21 protein-coding genes, 1 tRNA gene and 1 pseudogene are annotated in these 24974 nt (G+C 64.0%); 9 read left to right on the top strand and 14 right to left on the bottom strand.

Features of this window, described 5'->3' with window-relative positions; translation table 11 throughout:
* Positions 1-11: 11 nt before the first annotated feature.
* From L6D77_RS21535 to L6D77_RS21550, 4 genes are all read right to left on the bottom strand, one after another.
* Positions 12-263 (bottom strand): DUF1653 domain-containing protein, encoded by a 252-nt coding sequence (locus L6D77_RS21535; protein ID WP_232880026.1) that lies wholly within the window; start codon positions 261-263, stop codon positions 12-14.
* A gap of 78 nt (positions 264-341) precedes the next feature.
* Entirely contained in the window at positions 342-1517 is a 1176-nt protein-coding gene (gene fadA, locus L6D77_RS21540; protein ID WP_110993548.1) for an acetyl-CoA C-acyltransferase FadA, read from the bottom strand.
* A gap of 31 nt (positions 1518-1548) precedes the next feature.
* Positions 1549-3696: a fatty acid oxidation complex subunit alpha FadB gene (gene fadB, locus L6D77_RS21545; protein ID WP_232880027.1), complete on the bottom strand. Its 2148-nt coding sequence runs from the start codon at positions 3694-3696 to the stop codon at positions 1549-1551.
* 478 nt (positions 3697-4174) lie between these two features.
* The gene (locus L6D77_RS21550) at positions 4175-4612 is read right to left on the bottom strand and encodes a hypothetical protein (protein WP_232880028.1); all 438 of its coding nucleotides are present in this window, start codon (positions 4610-4612) and stop codon (positions 4175-4177) included.
* 110 nt (positions 4613-4722) lie between these two features.
* On the opposite strand from L6D77_RS21550, the gene L6D77_RS21555 reads away from it, so the two are divergent.
* Positions 4723-5166, top strand: a complete 444-nt coding sequence (locus L6D77_RS21555) for a universal stress protein (RefSeq protein ID WP_232880029.1) — start codon at positions 4723-4725, stop codon at positions 5164-5166.
* 41 nt (positions 5167-5207) lie between these two features.
* On the opposite strand, the gene L6D77_RS21560 is transcribed toward L6D77_RS21555, so the two are convergent.
* Positions 5208-7139, bottom strand: coding sequence for an ATP-binding cassette domain-containing protein (locus L6D77_RS21560; protein WP_232880030.1), 1932 nt, complete (start codon positions 7137-7139; stop codon positions 5208-5210).
* 207 nt (positions 7140-7346) lie between these two features.
* On the opposite strand from L6D77_RS21560, the gene L6D77_RS21565 reads away from it, so the two are divergent.
* Positions 7347-9275, top strand: coding sequence for a transglycosylase SLT domain-containing protein (locus L6D77_RS21565; RefSeq protein WP_232880031.1), 1929 nt, complete (start codon positions 7347-7349; stop codon positions 9273-9275).
* Positions 9276-9318: 43 nt separating this feature from the next.
* Here L6D77_RS21565 and L6D77_RS21570 read toward each other — a convergent pair whose 3' ends face one another.
* Complete coding sequence (locus L6D77_RS21570) at positions 9319-10122, bottom strand: MOSC domain-containing protein (protein ID WP_232880032.1); 804 nt, start codon at positions 10120-10122, stop codon at positions 9319-9321.
* A 61-nt stretch (positions 10123-10183) separates the two neighbouring features.
* Complete coding sequence (locus L6D77_RS21575) at positions 10184-11119, bottom strand: chemotaxis protein CheV (RefSeq protein ID WP_232880033.1); 936 nt, start codon at positions 11117-11119, stop codon at positions 10184-10186.
* 352 nt (positions 11120-11471) lie between these two features.
* Between L6D77_RS21575 and L6D77_RS21580 the strand changes: the two genes are divergently transcribed.
* The 3 genes from L6D77_RS21580 (at position 11472) to L6D77_RS21590 (ending at position 13883) form a co-directional block, all read left to right on the top strand.
* Complete coding sequence (locus L6D77_RS21580) at positions 11472-11933, top strand: histidine kinase (RefSeq protein WP_232880034.1); 462 nt, start codon at positions 11472-11474, stop codon at positions 11931-11933.
* Between the two features lie 404 nt (positions 11934-12337).
* Positions 12338-13234 carry a sensor histidine kinase gene (locus tag L6D77_RS21585; RefSeq protein WP_232880216.1) on the top strand — a complete coding sequence of 299 codons (897 nt, stop codon included), beginning with the start codon at positions 12338-12340 and terminating at the stop codon, positions 13232-13234.
* A complete protein-coding gene (locus tag L6D77_RS21590; RefSeq protein WP_232880035.1) occupies positions 13224-13883 on the top strand; it encodes a response regulator in 660 nt (219 codons plus the stop codon). The genes L6D77_RS21585 and L6D77_RS21590 overlap by 11 nt, the downstream gene beginning before the upstream one ends.
* Here the strand turns inward: L6D77_RS21590 and yegS are convergent.
* Positions 13867-14760, bottom strand: a complete 894-nt coding sequence (gene yegS / locus L6D77_RS21595) for a lipid kinase YegS (protein ID WP_232880036.1) — start codon at positions 14758-14760, stop codon at positions 13867-13869. The genes L6D77_RS21590 and yegS overlap by 17 nt on opposite strands.
* 264 nt (positions 14761-15024) lie before the next feature.
* Between yegS and L6D77_RS21600 the strand changes: the two genes are divergently transcribed.
* Together L6D77_RS21600 and L6D77_RS21605 are read left to right on the top strand one after the other, a co-directional pair.
* Positions 15025-16479 (top strand): mannose-1-phosphate guanylyltransferase/mannose-6-phosphate isomerase, encoded by a 1455-nt coding sequence (locus L6D77_RS21600; RefSeq protein ID WP_232880037.1) that lies wholly within the window; start codon positions 15025-15027, stop codon positions 16477-16479.
* Positions 16480-16543: 64 nt separating this feature from the next.
* Positions 16544-17779 carry a glycosyltransferase family 4 protein gene (locus L6D77_RS21605; protein WP_232880038.1) on the top strand — a complete coding sequence of 412 codons (1236 nt, stop codon included), beginning with the start codon at positions 16544-16546 and terminating at the stop codon, positions 17777-17779.
* Here the strand turns inward: L6D77_RS21605 and L6D77_RS21610 are convergent.
* Complete coding sequence (locus tag L6D77_RS21610; protein ID WP_232880039.1) at positions 17768-18994, bottom strand: molybdopterin molybdotransferase MoeA; 1227 nt, start codon at positions 18992-18994, stop codon at positions 17768-17770. The two genes, L6D77_RS21605 and L6D77_RS21610, sit on opposite strands and share 12 nt — an antisense overlap.
* Positions 18978-19517 (bottom strand): molybdenum cofactor biosynthesis protein B, encoded by a 540-nt coding sequence (moaB, locus tag L6D77_RS21615; protein ID WP_232880040.1) that lies wholly within the window; start codon positions 19515-19517, stop codon positions 18978-18980. Before moaB ends, L6D77_RS21610 begins: the two co-directional genes overlap by 17 nt.
* Before the next feature lie 180 nt (positions 19518-19697).
* On the opposite strand from moaB, the gene L6D77_RS21620 reads away from it, so the two are divergent.
* On the top strand, positions 19698-19919 hold the full coding sequence (locus L6D77_RS21620) for a YgdI/YgdR family lipoprotein (protein ID WP_110993561.1): 222 nt from the start codon (positions 19698-19700) through the stop codon (positions 19917-19919).
* Between the two features lie 82 nt (positions 19920-20001).
* Positions 20002-20078 (top strand) — tRNA-Pro (locus L6D77_RS21625).
* Positions 20079-20433: 355 nt separating this feature from the next.
* Here the strand turns inward: L6D77_RS21625 and mqo are convergent.
* The 4 genes and pseudogenes from mqo to L6D77_RS21640 all read right to left on the bottom strand — a co-directional run.
* Positions 20434-22020, bottom strand: a complete 1587-nt coding sequence (mqo, locus tag L6D77_RS21630; RefSeq protein WP_232880041.1) for a malate dehydrogenase (quinone) — start codon at positions 22018-22020, stop codon at positions 20434-20436.
* A 166-nt stretch (positions 22021-22186) separates the two neighbouring features.
* On the bottom strand, positions 22187-22954 hold the full coding sequence (locus L6D77_RS27575) for a methyl-accepting chemotaxis protein (protein WP_373870616.1): 768 nt from the start codon (positions 22952-22954) through the stop codon (positions 22187-22189).
* Between the two features lie 165 nt (positions 22955-23119).
* Positions 23120-23803 (bottom strand): annotated as a pseudogene (locus L6D77_RS27580) (methyl-accepting chemotaxis protein); the annotation flags it as partial.
* 191 nt (positions 23804-23994) lie between these two features.
* On the bottom strand, positions 23995-24974 hold a 980-nt coding region (locus L6D77_RS21640; RefSeq protein WP_236170145.1), incomplete at its 5' end, for an ATP-binding cassette domain-containing protein.

The following is a 24974-nucleotide window of genomic DNA, read 5'->3' on the forward strand; positions in this document are numbered from 1 at the left end:
AGCGCGGTCGTTCACTCGCCCGCTTTGCCTTGCAGCTCCGCCAGCCCCTCTTCGGCCTCGACCAAAGCAAAGCGTGGCACCTGCTCGCCGTCAACCTCGACGCACTCCTGGAACATCGAAAGCGGCCTGACCCAGAAGCTGTAATCACCGTACAGGCACTGGTAGAAGACCATCCATTCTTCGCTCTCGGAATGCCGCGCAGCACTGAAGACACGGTACTCAGGCCCTTTGTAATGCCGGTATACGCCTGGTTGTATCTGCATGTCGCCCTGCCTCTTGAACAAATCCTGTAAAAAACAAAAACCGGGGCACTGGGCCCCGGTTGCTGCCTTGCAACGCGATCAGACGCGTTCGAAGACAGTGGTGATGCCTTGGCCCAGGCCGACGCACATGGTCGCCACGCCGAGCGTGCCGCCATTCTGCTTCATGACGTTGAGCAGGGTGCCGGAAATTCGCGCACCCGAGCAACCGAACGGGTGGCCCAATGCGATGGCGCCGCCGTGCAGGTTAACCTTCTCATCCATCTTGTCGAGCACTTTCAGATCTTTCAGCACTGGCAGGGCCTGTGCCGCGAAGGCTTCGTTGAGCTCGATGAAGTCGATGTCGGCCATGCTCAGGCCGGCGCGCTTGAGGGCTTTCTGCGTCGAAGGCACCGGGCCGTAGCCCATGATGGCCGGGTCCACGCCGGCCACCGCCATGGAGCGGATTACTGCCAATGGCTGGATGCCCAGGTCCATGGCACGCTGGCCGGACATGACGATCATGCACGAAGCGCCGTCGGTGATCTGCGACGAAGTACCGGCAGTGACGGTGCCGCCTTTGGGGTTGAACGCCGGCTTCAGCGACGCCAGGCCTTCAAGGGTGGTTTCCGGGCGAATGGTTTCGTCAAAGTCGAAGACCTTGAGGAAGCCGTTCTCGTCATACCCCTGCATCGGGATGATCTCGTCCTTGAACTTGCCTTCCACCGTCGCCTTGTGGGCGAGCTGGTGCGAACGCAGGCCGAACAGGTCCTGCTGCTCGCGGCTGATGCCGTGCATCTTGCCCAGCATCTCGGCGGTCAGGCCCATCATCCCCGAGGCCTTGGCGGCATGCAGGGACATGTGCGGGTTCGGGTCGACGCCATGCATCATGCTGACGTGGCCCATGTGCTCGACACCACCGATGACGAACACGTCGCCGTTGCCGGTCATGATCGCCTGGGCGGCGGTGTGCAGCGCGCTCATCGACGAACCGCACAGGCGGCTGACGGTTTGCGCGGCAGAGGTGTGCGGGATCTGGGTCATCAGCGACGCCATGCGCGCGATGTTCCAGCCCTGCTCCAGGGTCTGGTTGACGCAGCCCCAGATCACGTCCTCGACTTCTTTCGGGTCGACCTTGTCGTTGCGCTCCAGCAGCTTGCTGATCAGGTGCGCGGACATGTCTTCGGCGCGGGTGTTGCGGTGCATGCCACCCTTGGAGCGGCCCATCGGCGTGCGACCGAAGTCGACAATCACCACGTCTCTTGGATTCAGGCTCATATCAGTATTCTCGCTCTAGCTCGTTGGGCGCTCAGTTGAAGAAGCGCTGGCCGCTCTTGGCCATTTCGCGCAGCTTCGCAGTGGGGTGGTACAGCGGCCCCAGGTCGGCGTACTTGTCGGCCAGTGCGACGAACTCGGCGACCCCGATCGAATCGATGTAGCGCAGCGCGCCACCGCGGAAGGGAGGGAAACCAATGCCGTAGACCAGGCCCATGTCGGCTTCGGCGGCGGTTTCGACGATGCCGTCTTCCAGGCAGCGCACGGTCTCCAGGCACAGCGGGACCATCATCCAGTTGATGATGTCTTCGTCGGTTACCTCACGCTGCTCGAAGACGATCGGCTTGAGTACGTCGAGCACCTCGGCATCGAAGACTTTCTTCGGCTTGCCGCGCTTGTCGGTCTCGTAGGCGTAGAAGCCCTTGCCGTTCTTCTGGCCCAGGCGGTTGGCCTCGTACAGGGCATCGACGGCGGAGCGACGATCGTCCTTCATGCGGTCCGGGAAGCCTTCGGCCATCACGTCACGGCCATGGTGACCGGTGTCGATACCAACCACGTCCATCAGGTAGGCCGGGCCCATCGGCCAGCCGAACTTTTCCATGACCTTGTCGATGCGCACGAAGTCGACGCCGGCGCTGACCAGCTTGGCGAAACCGCCGAAGTACGGGAACAGCACGCGATTGACCAAAAAGCCCGGGCAATCGTTGACCACGATCGGGTTCTTGCCCATTTTCTTGGCGTAGGCCACGGTGGTGGCAACGGCCACTTCACTGGACTTCTCGCCACGAATGACTTCGACCAGCGGCATCATGTGCACCGGGTTGAAGAAGTGCATGCCGACGAAGTTCTCGGGGCGCTTGAGCGCCTTGGCCAGCAGGTTGATCGAGATGGTCGAGGTATTGGAGGCCAAAATGGCGTCCTCTTTCACCTGCCCTTCCACCTCGGCCAATACCGCTTGCTTGACCTTCGGGTTCTCGACCACGGCCTCGACCACGATGTCGACGTTGGCGAAATCGCCATAGGACAGGGTCGGGCGAATGGCGTTGAGCGCTTCGGCCATCTTCGCCGGGGTGAGGCGGCCTTTCTCGACGCGCTTGCCGAGCAGCTTGGACGCCTCGTTCAGGCCCAGCTGGATGGCTTCCTCGCGGATGTCCTTCATCAGGATCGGGGTGCCCTTGACGGCCGACTGGTAGGCGATGCCGCCACCCATGATGCCGGCGCCGAGTACGGCGGCCTGCTTCACGTCGTGGGCGATCTCGTCGTGGGCCTTGGCCTTGCGCTTGAGCTCCTGGTCATTCAGGAACAGGCCGATCAGGCTCTCGGCAACCGAGGTCTTGGCCAGCTTGGCGAAGCCTGCGGCCTCCACTTCCAGCGCCTTGTCACGGCCGAAGTTGGCGGCCTTCTGGATGCTCTTGATGGCTTCGACAGGCGCCGGGTAGTTCGGGCCGGCCTGGCCTGCAACGAAGCCCTTGGCGGTCTCGAAGGCCATCATTTGTTCAATGGCGTTGAGCTTGAGCTTCTCGAGCTTGGGCTGGCGCTTGGCCTTGTAGTCCAGTTCGCCGCTGATGGCGCGCTTGATCAGATCCAGGGCACCCGCCTGCAGTAGCTCGGGGGCAACCACGGCATCGACGGCGCCGACTTTCAGGGCGTCTTCGGCACGGTTTTCCTTGCCCGAGGCGATCCACTCGATGGCGTTGTCCGAGCCGACCAGGCGCGGCAGGCGCACGGTGCCGCCAAAGCCTGGGTAGATGCCCAGTTTGACTTCCGGCAGGCCGATTTTGGCAGTGCTGGACATGATCCGGTAATCGGCGGCCAGGCACATCTCCAGGCCACCGCCCAGGGCGATGCCGTTGATAGCGGCAACGGTTGGCACTTCGAGGTCCTCGAAGGCGTTGAAGATACGGTTGGCTTCCAGGTTGCCGGCAACCAGCTCGGCCTCGGGCAGCTTGAAGTTATCGACAAACTCGGTGATGTCGGCGCCGACGATGAACACGTCCTTGCCACTGCTGACGATCACGCCCTTGACCGAAGCGTCGGCCTTGATGGCTTCGACGGCCTCGCGCAGCTCGTTCAGAGTGAGGCGGTTGAACTTGTTGACGGACTCACCCTTGAGGTCGAACTTCAGTTCGACGATGCCGCTTTCAAGAGCCTTAACCGTGATGGCTTTACCTTCGTAAATCATCAACTGATCTCCACGATATGGAAGCTGAACTGTACACGCCGATCGCTGGCGCAAGAGCCGGTCTGCCGGTGTCTTGCCGCAGGCACACCCGTCGGCGCGCTAATCGGGGTTCTGTAAGAGCGATCTGACATACAAACGCTCAATTCATACGCCCGTTTGATTTGGGTGTGCACACATTCTCCGAAAAGATCGGCGTTGTCAAATGCTCTCAAGCACCTTGAAAACGCGACTTTCCAGTCATTTTGTACGCTGCAGGCATGAACCATGATGACAGTGATTGCCGACCATTCATGTCAGCGATAAACCATGGCCGAGCGCTAAAGCATGCATTTTCTTAAACGCGCGCGCCAACACTGGCTACACTGCCAGGTGTTCAGCGTGATCCCGGCCTGCCTGGCCTTTTCTGCGTAGCAGAACGCAAAGCGGCGCGCAGGAGCCTTTCGGTTCCTGCGCGCCGCTTTGTCGTTGACAAGGAAGGTCAAGCGAGGGTTTTGAGCACCCTGGCAATATCCTGCAAAACAGAATCTTCACCACGCTCGCCCCAGAACAGGGCGAGCATCTGGGTATCCGCCTCGATCTTGTAGACGCTTTCCGGCAACCCGGCGAAGGCCGCGAGCAACCGAGGGTCTTCGCAGGGCTCGCGGTACCGGTTCCACCAGACACCCGGGCTCACCTGCCAGTAGCACCAGCTGTCGTCGCGCCCCTTGCCCCGCGCCCGGTGGTACTGCGGGCAAGGGTTGGGGGGCTGTTTTTCCAGCCAGTGCGGCCACTCCTGCGGCGCCAGCTGCATGGCCAGGCCCATGCGCCGCCCCTCCAGGCGCAAGTCCATCTGCCGGCTCTGCTTGCGCGAGGGGCGCAACCAGGCGAGCGGGCTGAGAATCAGCGCAAGGATTGACACCACCAGCCATACCGTCATATCTGTAGACCTTATAAAGCGTTGCAAATGAGCGGGTTACTCAGCCTTCACGGACACCCCGCACGAAAGCGACCATACTTCTTCTATCGCGATTGTCAGGAGTACAGCTCATGTCCTACGAACATCTTCTGGTCGCCGTCGACCTGACCGAAGAATGCGACCCGGTGATCAAGCGCGCCAAAGCGATCGCCCTGGGGAGCGGCGCGAAGGTGTCACTGGTGCATATCGTCGAACCCATGGCCATGGCCTTTGGCGGTGACGTGCCGATGGACCTCTCGCAGCTGCAGCAGCAACAGTTCGATCAGGCCAAGGAGCGCATGGAGCGCCTGTTCAACAAGTACCCGGATATCAACCGAGGCGACTCGCACCTGGTCTATGGCCAGCCTCGCCAGGAGATTCACCAACTGGCGAAAGACCAGAAATGCGACCTGATCGTGGTGGGCAGCCATGGCCGCCACGGCCTGGCACTGCTGTTGGGCAGCACCGCCAACGATGTGCTGCATGGCGCGCCGTGCGATGTACTGGCAGTACGCTTGCTGAAAAAAGCCGAATAATGCGTTGATCGCGGGGCAAGCCGGCTTGCCCCGCGACGGCTTCAGCCTTCCAGCTCGGCCCAGCGCTCGACCAACACGTCCAGTTCGCCCTGCAATTGCTCAAGCTTTGCCAACACGGCAGAGGTTTCAGCAATCGGACGCTGATAGAAGCCAGCATCGTTGATCTGCGCTTGCTGAGCCGCCATCTGCTGCTCCAGCGCGTCGATCTGGCCGGGCAGCGATTCCAGCTCACGCTGCAGCTTGTAACTGAGCTTCTTCTTGCTGGCATCTGCCGCCGGCGACGCTGCCTGAACAGGCGCAACCTCCTCCACCGGCTTTTCCACCACTGCGCTGTTGAGCTCGGACTTGCCGCCCTTGCTCTCGGTGACGCCAAGCAACTTCGGCGAACCGCCCTGGCGGATCCAGTCTTCGTAGCCGCCCACGTACTCGCGCACGCGCCCTTCACCTTCGAACACCAGGGTGCTGGTGACCACGTTATCGAGGAAGGCCCGGTCGTGGCTGACCATCAGCACCGTGCCCTTGTAGTTCGACAGCACCTCTTCGAGCAGCTCGAGGGTTTCCACGTCCAGGTCGTTGGTCGGCTCGTCCAGCACCAGCAGGTTGGCTGGCTTGCTGAACAACTTGGCCAGCAGCAGGCGCGCACGCTCACCACCGGACAACGCCTTGACCGGCGTGCGGGCGCGCTGCGGGCTGAACAGGAAATCGCCGAGGTAGCTGAGCACATGGCGGCTCTGGCCATCGATATCGATGAAATCACGGCCTTCGGCCAAGTTATCGATAACGGTCTTCTCCAGATCAAGCTGGTGACGCATCTGGTCGAAGTAGGCCACTTCCAGCTTGGTGCCGATTTCGACCTTGCCCGCTGTCGGCTGCAGGTCGCCCAGCATCAGCTTGAGCAAGGTGGTCTTGCCGGTGCCGTTGGCGCCGAGCAGGCCGATACGGTCCTGGCGCTGCAGCACCATGGAGAAGTCCTTGACCAGCTTCGGGCCACCTTGATGGGCGAAACTGACGTCTTCGAGCAGCATCACCTGCTTGCCCGACTTGTCCGCCACTTCGATCTGGATGTTCGCCTTGCCCTGACGCTCGCGGCGCTCGCCACGCTCCACGCGCAGCGCCTTGAGCGCGCGCACGCGGCCTTCGTTGCGGGTACGTCGGGCCTTGATGCCCTGGCGGATCCACACCTCTTCCTGGGCCAGGCGCTTGTCGAACAGCGCGTTGGCGGTCGCCTCGGCCGCCAGTTCGGCCTCCTTGTGCACCAGGAAACTTGCGTAGTCACCGTTCCAGTCAATCAGGCCGCCACGGTCCAGCTCCAGGATGCGCGTCGCCAGGTTCTGCAGGAATGAACGGTCGTGGGTGATGAACAGCACTGCGCCATTGAAGCTGTTCAAGGCTTCTTCCAGCCAGGCGATGGCGCCGATATCCAGGTGGTTGGTCGGCTCGTCGAGCAGCAGCAGGTCCGGCTCGGACACCAGCGCCTGGGCCAGCAGCACGCGGCGACGCCAGCCACCGGACAGCTCGGCCAGGGTCTTGTCAGCGGGTAGTTGCAGGCGGCTCAGGGTGCTTTCGACCACTTGCTGCAAGCGCCAGCCGTCACGCGCTTCCAGCTCGTGCTGGACGTGCATCAGTTTGTCCAGGTCTTCGGCCGTGTGGATGTTCAGGCTCAGGTGGTGGTATTCGGCCAGCAGCTCACCCACACCATCCAGGCCCGCGGCCACCACGTCGAACACCGTGCGCTCGTCAGCCACCGGCAGTTCCTGCGGCAGTTCGCCGATCTTGAGGCCCGGGGCACGCCAGATATCGCCGTCGTCGGCCTTCTGCTCGCCCTTGATCAGGCGCAGCATGCTCGACTTGCCCGTACCGTTGCGGCCGATGATGCACACCCGCTCACCACGGGCGATCTGCCAGGAAACCTTGTCCAGCAACGGCATGGCGCCGAATGCGAGGGACACATCGCTGAATTTGAGCAGGGTCATGATCATCTCCAAAAACCGGGCGCGCATTCTACCCGACTTGCCACCCCACGGCATCAAAACCACGTTGCCGGCAGCACCGCGTCGGATAACAACTCGATACAAGCACAGTGCTTTCACCGGCCCACGGCAAACGGCTAAGCTAGGCAGTAATACCCAACAGTGCTGGCTCCGCCGTCACTCTCTATGGTTCAACTGCCCGGACGTATCATGCGCAGCCGCCTGTTACAAATTGCTTCCTGCCTGTTGCTCACCGCCACTGCGGCGAGTGCCGCCCAGGCCATCGATATCACCCAGCAGCGCCAGTACTACGACGAAGCCAAGCGCGCCCTGGCCAAAGGCGACAAGGGCCCCTACCTGCGCTACGCGCAAGCCCTGCGCGACTACCCGCTGACGCCCTACCTCACGTATGACGAGCTGACCGCCCGGCTCAAAAGCGCCAGCAACGAGGAAATCGAAGGCTTCCTCGCCGCCCACGGCGACTTGCCCCAGGCCAACTGGATGAAGCTGCGCTGGTTGCGCTGGCTGGCCGAACGCGGCGAATGGAACACCTTTGTCAAATATTACGACCCCAAGCTCAACTTCACCGAGCTGGACTGCCTCAACGGCCAGTATCAGCTCAGCCATGGCCAACGCCCCCAAGGCTTCGCCACGGCAGACAAACTGTGGAACGTCGGCAAATCACAGCCAGAGGCCTGCGACACGCTGTTCGCCATGTGGGCCGCCGAAGGTCAGCTGACCGAGGCCAAACGCTGGGAACGTGCCAAGCTGGCGGCCCAGGCACGTAATTACGGGCTGGCCAACAACCTGGTGAAAACCCTCACCACGCTGGCCCCTCAGGGCAAGCTGCTGATCGATGTGGCGCAGAAGCCCGAGCTGCTCAACCAGCCTTCGCGCTTCACCCCGGTCAACGAGGCCATGTCCGACGTGGTCAGCCTCGGCCTGCGTCGCCTGGCGCGCCAGGACCCGGAGCAAGCCATGGCGCTGCTCGATGACTACGCCCAGCGCATGCATTTTTCCCGCGACGAGAAGGTCGCCATCGCCCGCGAGATCGGCCTCACGCTCGCGCGTCGCTACGACCCGCGCGCGCTGGACCTCATGACCCGCTACGACCCCGAACTGCGGGACAACACCGTCAGCGAGTGGCGCATGCGCCTGCTGCTGCGCCTGGGGCGCTGGGAAGAAGCCTACGAGCTGAGCAAGCGCCTGCCGCAGGACCTGGCCAGCAGCAGTCGCTGGAAGTACTGGCAGGCGCGCAGCCTGGAACTGGCGCAACCCAACAACCCACAGATCCCGCTGTTGTACAAAACCGTGGCCCGCGAGCGTGATTTCTATGGCTTCCTCGCCGCCGACCGGGCACAGACGCCCTACCAGCTGAACAACAAGCCACTGCTGCTCAGCCAGCAGGTGATCAACAAGGTACGCAACACCCCCGGCGTGCGCCGCGCCCTGGAGTTCCACGCCCGTGGCCAGATCGTCGAAGGGCGCCGCGAGTGGTACCACGTCAGCCGCCACTTCAGCCGTGACGAAATGGTCGCCCAGGCGCGCCTGGCCTACGACATGCGCTGGTACTTCCCGGCGATCCGCACCATCAGCCAGGCCCAGTACTGGGACGACCTGGACATCCGCTTCCCCATGGCCCACCGCGACACCCTGGTGCGCGAAGCCAAGGTACGTGGCCTGCACTCGAGCTGGGTCTTTGCCATCACCCGCCAGGAAAGCGCCTTCATGGAAGACGCCCGCTCCAGCGTCGGCGCCAGCGGCCTGATGCAGCTGATGCCCGCCACCGCCAAGGAGACCGCACGCAAGTTCAGCATCCCGCTGGCCTCCCCGGCCCAGGTACTCAACCCGGACAAGAACATCCAGCTCGGCGCCGCTTACCTGAGCCAGGTCCACAGCCAGTTCAACGGCAACCGTGTGCTGGCCTCGGCCGCCTACAACGCCGGCCCCGGCCGCGTGCGCCAATGGCTCAAGGGCGCCAAGCACCTGAGCTTCGATGTCTGGGTCGAGTCGATCCCGTTCGACGAGACACGCCAGTACGTACAGAACGTGCTGTCGTACTCGGTCATCTACGGGCAAAAGCTCAATTCACCGCAACCCCTGGTGGATTGGCACGAGCGGTATTTCGACGATATGTAAGCAATCGTCCGTGGGAGCGCGGGTTCGCCGCTCCCACAAGCCGCTACTCGATGATCTCGACGGGCATCCCCACCCTCAACTCCCCCGCACCATCCACCGCCAGGTTCTGGCCAAACAGCACATCCCCTTCCTTCTCGCGGAACGTCTTGAGCGTGGTCAGCGGCTCACGGTCCGGACTGCGCTCGCCCGTGGCGGGGTCGAGGGTAGTGAGGATGCAACGCACGCTGGGCTTGAGCACGCGGAAGGTCATGTCACCAATGCGGATGCGCTTCCAGCGGTCTTCGGCGAATGCCTCGGCGCCTTCGACCACCAGGTTCGGGCGAAAACGCAGCATTTCCATGGGCCGGCCGATTCGCGCGCTCAGCTCGTCCAGGGACGCCTGACCGATCAACAACAGTGGAAAACCATCAGGGAATGCGGCGCGGTCACTGTTCAGGCCATAACCGCTAGGCAAGTACCTCGCCCGCTGGTCAGGGCAGTGCACCAGCCGCACCGCCTTGCCCAACAGCTCGCTGAGCCACGCCGCTGCGGCATCCCCCGCATCGGGCACGCGCAGCGTGTCACGCCAGATGGTGACACCACGCAAGTCATCGTCGGCAGATGGCACTGGCACTTCCAATGCCTCCCGCCCCGGTGCCGAGAGCAGCAATTGGCCATGCACGCCGTAGTCGGCCGTTATCTGCCCAAGCGCTGGCCACGCCCGCTGCGTGAGGAAGCGACCGTTCTCGGCCTCCACCACCAGCCAGCGTCGATCACCGTCCAGGCCCAGGTTGTCAACGGGCGAGCGTTGAAGGCTCTGCGCCTGCGTCGACTTCACCGGGTAACGATACAACGCACTCAGAATCATCCCTGCCTCACCCTGCGCCAGTAAAAGCCCAAGCTTATACCGGACACCGGTGATACGGGTATCAGGCCGAAGCGGTATCCAGGCTCAGGCGCTGACGCACCACATCCACCAGGCGGTCAGGCTGGAACTTGGAGAGGAAGTTGTCGCAACCGACCTTCTTCACCATGGACTCGTTGAAACTGCCCGACAGCGAGGTGTGCAGCACCACGTAAAGGCCGCGCAGGCGCGGGTCATTGCGAATTTCGGTGGTCAGCCGGTAGCCGTCCATCTCGGGCATTTCCGCATCGGTGAAGATCATCAGCAGCTTCTCGCAGACATCCTCCCCGGCATCGGCCCAGCCCTTGAGCAGGCGCAGCGCCTTCAGGCCATCACTGGCCACGTGCAACTTCACACCCAGCTGCGACAAGGTATCGCGCAACTGCGCCAGGGCCACGCTGGAGTCATCCACCAGCAGCACTTCGCGGCCACGGGCACGGGCCAGCACCGGGTCTTCGAGCTTGTCACGGGATACCTTGGCGCTGTAGGGCACGATCTCGGCCAGCACCTTCTCCACGTCGATGATTTCCACCAGCTGCTCTTCGACCTTGGTGATCGCCGTCAGGTAGTGCTGGCGGCCGGCACTGGTCGGCGGCGGCATGATGGCCTCCCAGTTCATGTTGACGATCCGGTCGACGCCGCCCACCAGGAAAGCCTGCACCGATCGGTTGTACTCGGTGACTATGATGGTGCTGCCTGGCCCTGGCTGCAGTGGTCGCATGCCGATCGCCTGGGACAGGTCGATCACCGGCAGCGTCTGCCCCCGCAGGTTGACCACGCCACAGACGAATGAGTGGCGCTGCGGCATCAGCGTCAGCTTGGGCAGTTGCAGCACCTCCTGCACCTTGAACACGTTGATCGCGAACAGTTGCCGGCCAGCCAGACGGAACATGAGGATTTCCAGGCGGTTCTCACCTACCAGTTGCGTACGTTGGTCTACCGTGTCGAGAATGCCGGCCATTTGGACAACCCCCTGGCTAGTGTCGGGAAAATTGATTGCATCCGCCCTGTATCGGCGGCAATTCGCGCAGCTTGACCCCGAACGGAAAAAGCCGCGGCAGCGATTGATATCACTTTACCATCATGCTTTACTGCCGCCACGCCCAGTGCAATCCAATCCCCGCAACGAAGCACCCGCCCACATCTTCATCAGGGAAACCCCTACACGCAATCGGGTGCAACCTGATGTTCGCAATATCCTTTAGCCATTAATGTGACGCCATTCTCAATGCATGAATGGAGTCAGGCTTTTGCTCGCGATCTTCCAAGTGTGGCCCACCCCTGCTCCAGCCCTGCGCGCTGGAGTGACCTGAATGGAAAACGCACCACTGCCCAGCAGCGCCCTGCAGGGCTTCCTGCTGGATGCGCAAGCCCTGCTGAGCAAGGCGCAGGAATGCCTGCAACACCTCGAGTTGATCGGCAACGACCCTGATGCCTGCCACTGCCTTGACGAAAGCCTCGACCTACTGGCCCTGCAGGCCGACGCCCTTGGCCTGCTTGAAGTGGCCCACTACGCCCGCACCCTGCAACAGCTGCTCGCCCCTGCCTGCAGGCAGCGACACTTGCAGGGCAAGACCTTGCCGGCACTGGCAGCCTGCCTGACCCTGCTGGCGTGGCAACTGGAGCTGGTTGATCCGTTTACCGGCCGCCTGGGCCTGGACAGTGAAGAACAACATCTGCTGTTGAACGAGCTGGCCTGTGCACTTGGGCAACCCCCGAACACCGACGCCAACTGCACGTCCGTACATGCCGGGCAGGCAAGTCCAGGCCTTTAATGTTAAAAGCGCATCGGCCGGCAACTAACAGCCCGCGCTGGTGTTGCAACTAGGCTGGACCATTGTCCAACTTGCAAAGTTGTACAACTTATTTGAAACCTGTACATCAGGGTTGACCTTAGTTGCACTTACCCCTCCCGCTCCCGCCTCCAGGTCGTGGCACTGTGCCACCCCGCGAGCTACCCATAGGCTCCGCAATAGCCAGTAAATTCCGAGGTTTCAAGCAGTTGCACCCCCGCGACCAAAGCAAACCGAAGTGTTAACATGCGCGCACTCGAACGGGCGCTCCGTCGATACCGGGCCATTGCATTCGTCCCCGATGCTTACTTGAAAACGGGACGCCAAACCTCTGCCCAAACCTGTGTAACGCCTCCAACAGCAATAACTTATTGGCCTCCCTCTCTATGTTCCCAGGCTTGACGTTTTTCCAGCGCTGCCGCTCTAGCATCGCCCTGCTGCGTTGGGCAACCGCGTTGTTGTGCCTGGCCTCACTGGCAGCCAACCTGCTCTTCTACTGGCGCGCGCAACCATTGCCCGGCAGCCTGCTGCTGCTACAGGTACTGGCGATGCTCGGCGTGGCCTGGCAGCTGCGCCACGGCGCACACTCGATCAGCCTACGCCCGGCAGAGCTTGCGGACCGCATGCTCAAAGTGCAGGAGAGCGAGCGCCAGCACCTGAGCCGAGAACTGCACGACGATATCGGCCAGTTGCTGACCGCCGCCAAGCTGCAGCTCGACTGGCTGCAACGCCGGGTGCCCGAGCAGTTGCAGGCCCAGTGCACGACCCTGCGCAGCACCCTGGACCATACCTTGGGCAACGTTCGCGACCTGTCCGCCATCCTCAACCCCCGGCAGCTGGCCAGCCTGGGCCTTGAGGCCAGCCTGCGCGCGCACCTGCAAAGCACCCTGCAGAGCAGCGACCTGCACTGGAGCCTGGACTGCCACCAGCGCCTGGGTGGCATCAGCGAAGAAGTCTCCATGGCGGCCTTCCGCATCACCCAGGAAGCGGTCACCAACGTGCTGCGCCATGCCAATGCTCGCAATCTGCTGATTCGCCTGCAACGCACCCCGCCAGGCCTTGCCCTGTCGATTCAGGACGACGGCTGCGGCTTCGTGCCCGCCCATGCCCCAGCCGAAGCCGGCCAACGTGGCATGGCCGGCATGCAGGAACGGGCCACTGCCCTGCAAGGCAGCCTGACCGTCAACAGCCACCCCGGCCGCGGCTGCCAGATCGATGCCCTGTTCCCTTGGCCCCCACGCAACCAGGAACGCGCCAGGACCTCCCCAAATCATGACGTGTAGACTGCTGCTGGTAGATGACCATTCACTGATTCGTGCCGGCGTACGTGCACTGGTATCGGACCTGCCCGATTACCTGGTGGTCGGCGAGGTAGAAGATGGCAGCCAACTGCTGGAGCAGGTCATGCGCCTGGCACCGGACATCGTCCTGCTGGACATCTCCATGCGCTCGACCAGCGGCCTCGACGCGCTGGCGCAACTGCGCGCCAGCGCCTGCCCGTGCAAGGTGCTGATGCTCTCCATGCACACCGACCCCGACCTGATCATGCGCGCCCTGGAAACCGGCGCCCATGGCTACCTGCTCAAGGACACCACCGCGACCGAGCTGGAGCAGGCCCTCACCGCACTGCGCAACAACGAACGCTACCTGAGCCCCGCCATTGCCCACACCGTGATCAATCAGGCGCTGCTGCGCGCGCAGAGCGGCAAGCAACCCAACGATGAACGCCACAACCTGACCGCTCGCCAGCTGGAGATCCTGCGCCTGATCGTGCGCGGCAAATCGACCCGCGAAATCGCCAATGGCCTGGGGCTGTCGATCAAGACCGTGGAAACCCACCGCTCGCAAATCATGAAACGCCTGCAGATCTACGACGTGGCGGGCCTGGTGCTGTTCGCCGTGCGCGAGAAGATCATCAGCCTGGATGACTGAGCAACGGTGAGTCCGCCGGCAGGTGCAGGCGCAAAGCCCGGGGCCTGGCCTCGAAGCGCAGGCTGTCGGCCTGCAGCGGCTCACCATCGAGGTTGATGTCCAACCCCTGGGCGCTCTTGATTTCCACCCATGGCAGCCGCGCCCGGACGAACAGCTCCTCCCCCGCCAGTAGCCCGCGCAAAGCCCCCACCATTTCCTGCGGCGCCGGCAGGATGCCGATGTCCAGCAGGCCATCGTCAGCCTTGGCGTCCGGGCACAGCACGTGCCCGCCACCGGCCTGGCGCCCGTTGCCGATGCCCAGTGCCAGCAAATCGCCCTGCCACTCGAAACCCGGCCCGTGCAGAGTGACCGAGGCGGCCTGCAACTCACTGAAGCGCGACAGGCCGGTGAACAGGTATGCCGCCGCCCCCAGCACTTTCTTGAGGTCTTCCGAGGTGTTGGCCGTGACCTGGCTGCCAAAACCGCCGGTCGCCATGTTGAGGAACAGCTGGTCACCCACCTGCCCCAGATCGATCGGCTGCGCCGGCGCGTCCAGCAGCGCAAGTGCCGCCGCCGGCTCCAACGGCACCCCGGCGGCCCTGGCGAAGTCATTGGCCGTCCCCAGGGGCAGCAGCGCCAGGCTTGGCCGAGTGTCGGCGGCACCCTGTGCCACGGCCTCGGCCACGTCACGCAAGGTGCCATCACCACCACCTGCCACCACCAGCGGATAGCCTGCGGCCTGTGCCTCCTCGACCAGGCGCCGGGCGTCGCCAGCCTCCCAGGTGAGGCGCACCTCCAGCTGCCAGCCGCGCTCACGCAGTTGCCCCACAGCCTCGCGCACCTCGTCGTTGGTTGCCTGTTTGCCATGCAGGATCAGCAGTGCCTTGCGCTCATTCATCGTTGTTCTCCATGGAAAAGCCCTACCGCAATCTCGACCACCATGAACCAGAGATTGCTCCCTGAGCTACGCGATTAAAGCTGACTTCACACGATTGACATTGAAAGCCCAAGGCTACAGGCGCATCATTCGACAAATATTTGGCCTTCAAGGACGATGCCGCTCACAAAAGTCATTTTATTGACTTTTTGCCGCCAGATGCCTGACAGGTCGTGATTTCCGTTCGTTGCGCTGCCCCCAGCGCCCTGAGTAGAGGCTATGACTATGAGCGTTCTGATCCCCTGTATCATCGCTGGCGGTGCTGGCACCCGATTGTGGCCGGTTTCCCGCGAGGCCATGCCCAAGCCCTTCATGCGCCTGGCCGATGGCATCAGCCTGCTGCAGAAAACCTTCCTGCGCGCCAGCACGCTGCCAGGGGTGGAGCGCGTACTCACGGTGACCAACCGCGAAGTGGTGTTCCGCACTCAGGACGAGTACCGGCAGGTGGATAGCCAGCGGGTGGCGCTCGATTTCATCCTCGAACCGTTCGGCCGCAATACCGCGCCCGCCATCGCCGCCGCTGCGCTGCACTGTGCCCGCGTGCATGGCGAAGACAGCGTGCTGCTGGTGCTCCCTGCCGACCACCTGATCGAAGACCAGGACGCCTTCGCCACGGCCGTCGAACAGGCCCGGCAGCTGGCCAGCCAAGGCTGGTTGACGACCTTCGGACTACAGCCGACCCGCGCCGAGACCGGCTTTGGCTACATCGAACAAGGCCAGCCGCTCAGTGGCGGCGCCTACCAGGTCGAACGCTTCGTCGAAAAGCCCGACGCCGCGACCGCCCAGGCCTACCTGCAAGGCGGCCGTCACCTGTGGAACGCCGGCATGTTCTGCCTGCGTGTCGACACCCTCCTGCACGAGCTGCAGCTGCACGCGCCGGAGATTCTGCAAAGCGTCACCCACTGCCTGGCCCAGAGCGAGGCCAAGCAAGGCTCGGCCGGCCTGCAGGTGGAGCTCGATGCGCACAGCTTCGAGCGGGTAACCGATATTTCCATCGACTACGCGCTGATGGAACCCTCCTCCCGGGTCGCGGTGCTGCCCTGTGACATGGGCTGGAGCGATATCGGCTGCTGGGAAGCGGTACGCGAACTGCGCCCCGCCGACGAGCTGGGCAACCACTGCAATGGCGAAACCGTGTTGCACGACGTGAGCAACTGCTACATCGACTCGCCCCGTCGGTTGGTCGGCGCCGTGGGCCTGGACAACCTGATCGTCATCGACACCCCCGACGCCCTGCTGATCGCCGATGCGGCCCGCAGCCAGGAGGTCAAGCTGATCGCCCAGCAGCTCAAGCGCCAGGGCCACGACGCCTACCGCCTGCACCGCAGCGTCAACCGCCCGTGGGGCCTGTACACCGTGCTCGAGGAAGGCGCGCGGTTCAAGATCAAACGCATCATGGTCCGCCCTGGCGAATCGCTGTCGCTGCAGATGCACCATCACCGCAGCGAACACTGGATCGTGGTCAGCGGCATGGCCTTTGTGACCAATGGTGAAGAGGAGTTCCTGCTCGACACCAACGAGTCGACCTTCATCAAGCCCGGCCGTACTCATCGCCTGACCAACCCCGGCGTCATCGACCTGGTGATGATCGAGGTGCAGAGCGGCGAGTACCTGGGCGAGGACGACATCGTGCGCTTTACTGATATCTATGGACGCGCCCCGGCAGCCGCCATCGGTTGACTGCCAGTGGGCGCGTCGTGCCTTCCAGGGCCGACAGCCGGCCAAGCTTTGAGGAATCGGGCTCATGCGCATACTTTGGACCTTGCCCTATCTGCCCTGGCCAACCACCAGCGGCAGCAAGACCCGGCAATACCACCTGCTGCGCCATCTGGCGCAGCGTGGTCACCGGATCACCTTGCTGGTGCAGTCCAAGGTCCCGCTGGGCGACGCTGCGCGCGAAGCCCTGGAGCCCTTGCTCGAACGCCTGATCGTGTTGCCCCGGCGCCCGCTGCACAGCCCCCTGAACCTGCTGGCCTCACCGATAATCGACTACCCCATGCGGACCATCGTCAATGGCCTGGCGCCGTGCCTGCGGCATCGCTTCGAGCAGCTGCTGGATGAACCCTGGGATGTAATCCAGATCGAGCACAGCTACAGCTTCCAGCCCTTCGAAAAGGCGCTACAGGCCCGTGGCCTGCCCTTCATGCTCAGCGAGCACACGCTTGAATCGGTGATGGGCGGCGCCTGCCATGACCGCCTGCCGCTGTGGCTGCGCCCCTTCAATGCCTTCGACCGCTGGCGCTACCGGCGCTGGGAGCAGCGCGTGCTGCGCCAACCCAGCGAAGTGGTGGCAGTCAGCAACCACGATGCCGAGCTGATCGAGCAGATCAGCGGGCGCGCGGTCAACGTGGTGGTCAATGGCGTCGACTGCGACTACTTCGAGGCCGTGCGGCCGTGCCCCCACAGCCAGCGCCTGCTGTTCGTCGGCAACTTCGAATACGGGGCAAACCTCGAGGCCATCGAATGGGCCCTGGAGGAGATCCTGCCACAGGTATGGATGAGCAACCCGGCCGTACGCCTGGCCATCGCCGGGCACGCGCTGCCCGCCAGCTGGAAACTGCACTGGAACGACCCACGCATCGAGTGGGTCGGCTACCGCCCTGACCTGCGCGAACTGCAACGGCGCTCGGCCCTGTTCTTTGCACCGCTGCGCTATGCCGGTGGCTCCAAGGTGAAAATCCTCGAAGCGATGGCTGCAGGCCTGCCGGTGATCAGCACCGGCAAGGGCGTTTCGGGCATGGCGGCCAACAATGGCGAGCACTATCTGGGTAGCGACGACAGCGGCCAACTGGCGTTGTTGATCACCCAGCTGCTCAACCAGCCCTGGCGCATGGCCCAACTGGGTGAGGCAGGCCGCCAGTTCGCCCGCCAGCGCCACGACTGGAGTGTCGCGGCGCAACAGCTGGAAAACGTGCACATGCGCCTGACCCAGTTGGCCCCGGCAGGCGCATCGCCCAGCGCCGGGGTGCTAGCCGAGTAGCTCGCTGAAAGGAATGAACGGCACCAGCTCGCCCTGGCGCGGCATGCTGCCCTCACGCACCTCCACCACCCCCTCGGCCCAGGCAGCGCTGCGCAGCACGCCGGAACTCTGGTTCTTGTAGATGCGTACCTGGCCGTCTTCGATGCGTGCCCGCAGGTATTCCCGACGATTGCCCGGTTTGGGCCAGTCGAAGCCCGCCGGCACGCTGAAGCGCAGCGGCGCGACAGCGGCCACACCTTGGCGGCGCAGCAGATAAGGGCGGGCCAGCAGGCCGAAGGTGACCAGGGTCGAGGCGGGGTTACCCGGCAGGCCGATGACCGGCACACCCTGGTAATGACCGAAGGTCAGGGGCTTGCCCGGCTTGATCGCCAGCTTCCACAGCGCCAGCTCACCGGCCTCGCGCAGAGCCAGGCCAAGGTAGTCGGCCTCGCCTACCGACACGCCGCCGGTGGAAAGGATCAGGTCGACATCGCCCAACCCGGCCAGGCACTGGCGGGTGCGGTCCAGGTCGTCGGCCAGAATGCCAGCATCCACCACCTCACAGCCCAGGCGCTGCAACCAGCTGACCAGCAGGCGCCGGTTGCTGTTGTAGATCTGCCCCGGGCCCAGCGGCAAACCGGGCTCGACCAGTTCGTCGCCGGTGGACAGCACCGCCACCTTGGGCCGGCGAACCACGTCGAGGCGGGCAAAACCCAGGGTCGCCGCCAGCCCCAGCTGGATCGGCCCCAGGCGTGTGCCGGCGCTCATCACCTGCTCGCCAGCGCGGGTCTCCTGGCCTTTGGGGCGCACGTTCTGGTCGAGAACCAGTGGTTCTAGAAAGCGCACCCGACCATCTTCCAGCACTTCGGCGTTTTCCTGCATCTCGACGCAATCGGCCCCTTCGGGCAGTGGTGCACCGGTGAAGATACGGGCACAGGTGCCTGGCTGCAGGGGCAGCGGCGCGTGGCCAGCAAAAATACGCTGGGTCACCGGCAACGGTTCGCCCTGCCAATCACCCAGCCGTAACGCATAGCCATCCATGGCGCTGTTGGGCCAGGGCGGCAGATCGAGCCCGGCCACCAGCTCACGCGCCAGCACACGGCCTTCGGCATCGGCCAGCGCGACTGCTTCAGTGTCATTGATAGGCGCGGCCTCGGCCAGCGCCAGCAGCCGCTCGAGGGCTTCTTCCACCGGCATCAACGGCCGGGCGGGTGCGGCCTCAACCACGGCTGTCACAGGCCGCCGCCTGCTTCAGGTGCGGGACGAAATTGCACGGGCGATGGCGCGCGTCGAGCTGTTCGGCGAGGATGCCATCCCAACCCGTGCGCACGGCATTGGTCGAGCCCGGCAGGCAGCACACCAGGGTGCCATTGGCCAGGCCGGCCAGGGCGCGGGATTGCACGGTCGAGGTGCCGATATCGGCCACCGAGATCTGCCGGAACAGCTCGCCGAAGCCCTCGACCTGCTTGTCCAGCAGGCAGGCCACGGCCTCCGGGGTGCTGTCGCGGCCGGTGAAACCGGTTCCGCCGGTGATCAGCACCACCTGCACCTGGTCATCGGCAATCCAGGTCGCGACCTGGGCGCGGATCTTGTACAGGTCATCCTTGAGCAGCACCCGGGCGGCGAGCTGATGACCCGCCGCCGTGAGGCGGTCGACGAACAACTGGCCGGAGGTATCGGTGTCGAAGGTACGGGTGTCACTGACCGTCAGCACAGCGATGTTCAGCGGCACGAAGGGAGTATCTGCCTTGGCTTTCATGGGGGTCCGTCGCAGGGAAACTGGGATGTGCGCTGTTATATCACAGGCCAGCCGAACGCTGCCCCGCCGTTGTTCCCGGTCAATGCCCGAGCCTGGGCACTATGCTGCACTGTGCAAGGAACTTGCGTGGACGCCCTGCGTCCTAATGTCATCTAGCACCCTCATACCAGGAGAAACACGATGATCCAACGGACCCTTCCCGCTTTCCTGCTTGCCCTGGGCCTGGGCGCCCTCGCCGGCTGCGCCTCGCCCGCCGTCATCACGCTGAACGACGGCCGCGAGATCCAGGCGGTGGATACCCCGAGCTATGACGAAGACTCCGGCTTCTACGAATTTGAACAGCTTGACGGCAAGCGCACGCGCATCAACAAAGACCAGATCCGCACGGTCAAAGAGCTGTGATCCAGCCTCTGCTTTTCGACGCAACTCCTTTTTGCAACAAGGGGTTGCGTTGAAAAAAACGATGCAGTAGCATTTTGGCCATCGGAGTGTAGCGCAGCCAGGTAGCGCGTCTCGTTCGGGACGAGAAGGCCGCAGGTTCGAATCCTGTCTCTCCGACCAGATCCCAACAAAAAACCCGCCTTGTGCGGGTTTTTTGTTGCCTGCAAACAGGCGACTTGAGTTGCTTACATTGGCCTCATCGCCGGCAAGTCGCAGCGGCGTACCACGACTCCCACAGGGGTCGCAAAATTTTGTGGGAGCAACTGTCCTGCGCATTTCCTCTGTAGGCGCGGCCTTGCCGGGGCGCCGGACCGGCCGGAAAGGGCTGCGTAGCTGCCCCGGCAATTCTACGTTCACGCTGAAATCCTGGGGCCGCGCTGCGGCCCTTTCGCGACACAAGGCCGCTCCTACGGGGCTCGTGCAATCCATGTGGGAGCCGGTTGCCGGCGATGAGGCCAGCACCGCTATCAGCGGGTCACTGCGAACCCGCTACAGTCGCCTCCGGCATTACCGGCACATGCAGCAGTTGCAGCCGGGCACTGCTCCACTCGCGGGTCTTGTTGGTCAACGCCAGGTCGTTGTTCAGCTTCTGGCCGTAGGTTGGCACGATCGCTTTCAGCTTGGCCTGCCACTCAGGGCTCTTGATGCGGTCCTTGAAGGTCTTCTCCAGCACCGTCAGCATGATCGGCGCGGCGGTCGACGCGCCGGGCGAGGCGCCCAGCAGCGCGGCGATGCTGCCGTCCTCGGCGGCCACCACCTCGGTGCCGAACTGCAGGATGCCGCCGTGTACAGGGTCCTGCTTGATCACCTGCACCCGCTGACCGGCCTGCAACAGCGTCCAGTCCTCGTTCTTGGCGTTGGGGAAGTACTCGCGCAGGGCCGCCATGCGGTCATCGAAACTGAGCATCAGCTGGCCCATCAGGTAGGTGCTCAGATCGAAGTTGTCGATACCGGCATGCACCATAGGGCTGACGTTGTGGCGGGTCAGCGAGGCGAACATGTCCAGCAACGAGCCGTGCTTCAGGTACTTGGTGGAGAAGGTCGCGAACGGGCCAAACAGCAGCACCTGCTTGCCATCGATCATCCGGGTGTCGAGGTGCGGCACCGACATCGGTGGCGCGCCGACCGACGCCTTGCCGTACAGCTTGGCCTGGTGCCGGGCAACCGTGTCCGGGTTGTCGGTCATCAGGAACTGCCCACCCACCGGGAAGCCGGCATAGCCCTCGGCCTCCGGGATGCCGGATTTTTGCAGCAGCTTCAGCGCACCGCCCCCGGCGCCGATGAACACGAACTTGGCCTTGACGCTGGTCTGCGTGCCGCCATTGGCCAGGTCGGCCACCCGCACGTTCCAGCTGCCGTCTTCATTGCGCACGATGTCGCGCACTTCATGGCTCAGGTGCAGCTGGACATTGGGGTTGCGGGTCATCGAGGCGAACAGCTGGCGGGTGATCTCGCCGAAGTTCACGTCGGTACCGATGGCCATGCGTGTGGCCGCGACTTTCTGCCCGGGGTCGCGCCCTTCCATCACCAGCGGCGCCCACTGGCGGATCTGCTCGCGGTCTTCGGAAATCTGCATGCCGCGGAACAGCGAGCTGTGCTGCAGCGCCGCCACGCGCTTGTGCAGGAAGGCGATGTTCTCGTCACCCCAGACAAAGCTCATGTGCGGCACGTTGTTGATGAACGATGGCGGGTTGCTCAGCACGCCCTGTTCGACCTGATAGGCCCAGAACTGCTTGGACACCTCGAACTGCTCGTTGACGTTGACCGCCTTGCTGATGTCGATGCTGCCGTCCTTGCCTTCGCTGGTGTAGTTCAGCTCGCAGAAGGCGGAGTGGCCGGTACCGGCGTTGTTCCAGGCGTTGGAGCTCTCTTCGGCGACCTGGTCCATGCGTTCGTAGACGTCGACCTTCCAGTTCGGCTCAAGCTCGGTGAGGTAGGTCCCCAGGCTCGCACTCATGATGCCGCCGCCGATCAGTAGGACATCGACAGTCTTTTCTGGCTCCGCGGGTTTGGAGCAACCGATGACGCCCAGGCACAGGAGCGTCAGCAGGATTTTCTTCATTGGATCTATCCGGTTGTTGTGTAAGCGCGGCCTCGATAGCAGAGAGCGTGCCAACCGGTTGCAGGCCAATGTTCATGGGGGCGACAACGGGTCGCATGGCGACAAACCGCCACAGCCGGGGGGAAAGATCCTGCACGGATGGCGGATTTCCCCCACAGCAGGCGCTTCAGGCGGTCAGGCGCGAGGTGACCTCGCCCAATTGCCCCGACAAACCATGCAACCGCTGCCCCGCCTGCTCGGTATGCTGCACCGCCTGCTGGTTGGCCGTGGCGATGCGGGTGATCTCGATCAGGTTGCGCGAGATATCCTCGGCGACACTGGTCTGCTCCTCGGCTGCCGTGGCGATCTGCCGGTTCATGTCGCGGATCGCCTCCACCGCCAGGGTGATGCGCTGCAGCATCTGCCCAGCCTGCTGCACCTGCTCGGCGCCCTCTTCACTGCGCTGCTGGCCACTCTCGATGGCCTTGACCGCCTCGACCGCGCCGGACTGCACCGCTTCGATGATCTGGTGGATCTCGGCAATCGACGCCGCCGTGCGCTGTGCCAGGCTGCGCACCTCGTCCGCCACTACCGCAAAGCCACGCCCGGCCTCGCCAGCGCGCGCCGCCTCGATGGCAGCGTTGAGCGCCAGCAGGTTGGTCTGCTCGGCAATGCCGCGGATCACCTCGAGCACCTTGCCGATACGCGAGCTGTCGCTCTCCAGGTGGCGAATCACCGCAGCCGTGCCGGCGATCTCGCGGTTGACCAGGCCAATGATGTCGATGGTCTGCTGCATCACCTGCTCGCCGGCCTGGGCACTGTGGTCGGCGTCGTCCGCCGCACGCGCCGCCTCGGCGGCATGGCGCGCCACCTCCTGGGCAGTGGCGGACATCTCGTGCATGGCGGTGGCGACCTGGTCGGTGCGCTGGAACTGGTCATGGGTGCCGGTGGCCATGTCGCCGGCGATGTTACGCAGCTGGCCGCTGGCGCTCTCGAGCTCTTCGGCATTGTCCTTGAGCCGGCCGACAGTGTCGGCCAGGAAGTCGCGCAGGGTATTGGCGGCTCGCGCCAGGCGCCCCAGCTCGTCCTCGCGGCGGCTGTCGACCCGCGCGCCGAAGCGGCCTTGGCTGAGCTGGGCAACATAGTCGATCAACTGGCGAATCGGCTCGACCAGGCTGCGGTTGATCAGCCACAGGCTCAGCAGCCCGACCAGCACGGCCGACGCCAGCATCACCAGCACGCCGAGCCACACGGTGCGCTCGGCGTCGGCGTTGATTTCGGCCGCACGGCCACGGGCGTCGCCGCGCAACTGCTCGACCAACGCACTCATCTGGTCGCTGGTGGCGCGGTCCACACCCTTGACCGCCACATCGCCGGCCACCGGGTCACCACCGGCGGCGAGGAATGCCTGGCGGCCCTGTGCGTACGCCGCACCCAACTGCCGGTGGCTGGCCTTGAGCTGTTCCAGGCGCGCCTTGAGCGCCGGGTCGCTGCTGTCGATCAATTGGCCGAGCAGGGTCTGAACCTGCTGCTCGCGGGCCTGGAACTGCTGCCAGTACTTGTCCAGCTCGGCCGGCTGGCGGCCGCGCAGCAGCACGTTCTTCCACTCCTGCACCTGGATCTTGAACTGCAGGTTGGCTTCATCGATCAACTGCGAGGCCTGCAAGGGCCCATCCACCAGCTGGGCATAGCCACGCACGCTGGAAGACAGGAACTGGAAGCACACCAGGGCGATCAACAGCATCGCCGCCAGGCTACCGCCGAGCAGGGTGAGAATTTGCACTCTGAGGGATTTACGCAACATCGTGGATCTCGGAACAAGGAGGTAAGGAAGCGGGCACGAAAGCGCCGCCGACTACAGACATCCTTGTCCTCGTTCGCAGGCCAAAAAAAAGCTGCCATCGATCGATAGCAGCCAGGTCGAGCACATACGCAACAGCTGAGCCAGATACTCTCAGGCAATTGCTACAGAATTGTTACAAGCTCGCGACAGCCTCAGCCATTGTTGAACTGCAGCGCCGCCAGGCGTGCATACAGCGGGCTTTCCTCCACCAACTGGCGGTGCGTGCCCACCGCCACCAGGCGTCCCTGGTCGATCACCGCGATGCGGTCGGCATGCTGCACCGTGGCCAGGCGGTGGGCGATGACCAGCGTGGTGCGCCCGGCCATCAACTGCGGCAACGCTTGCTGGATCAGGTGCTCGCTTTGCGCATCGAGGGCGCTGGTGGCTTCGTCCAGCAGCAGGATCGGTGCATCCACCAGCAGCGCCCGGGCAATCGCCAGGCGCTGGCGCTGGCCGCCAGACAAACCGATGCCGCCCTCCCCCAACAGCGTCTGGTAACCCTGCGGCAACTGGGCGATGAACTCATGGGCATGGGCACTGCGCGCCGCCGCCTCGACCTCGGCCTGGCTGGCCTCGGGGCGGCCATAGCGGATGTTGGCCTCGACCGTGCCGCGGAACAGCGCCGGCTGCTGGGCCACCAGGGCGAACTGGCGGCGCAGCTCGGCCACCGCCAGGCCGGTGATCGGTTGGCCATCGAGCAGGATGCTGCCGCCCTGGGGGTCGTAGAAGCGCAGCAACAGGTCGAACAGGGTCGACTTGCCGGCGCCCGACGGGCCGACCAAGGCGACCGTCTGGCCGGGCTGCACCTGCAGGCTCAGGCCATCGATGGCGGCCACCGCCGGGCGCGACGGGTAGGCGAAGCGCACGTCGCGCAACTCGATGGCGCCACTGGCGCGGCCGCCCGCCAGGCTGACGGCCTGGCGCGGCGCCAGGATCGCGCTCTGTGCCGCCAGCAGTTCGGCAATACGCTCGGCGGCGCCCGCGGCGCGCTGCAGCTCGCCGATCACCTCGCTCAAGGTACCGAAGGCACTGCCGACGATCAGGCTGTAGAACACGAAGGCCGCCAGCTCGCCGCCAGAGATACGCCCGGCGATCACATCCATGCCCCCCACCCAGAGCATCACCCCCACCT

This window comes from Pseudomonas parasichuanensis, from assembly GCF_021601385.1.
GTDB classification, from domain to species: Bacteria; Pseudomonadota; Gammaproteobacteria; order Pseudomonadales; family Pseudomonadaceae; genus Aquipseudomonas; species Aquipseudomonas parasichuanensis.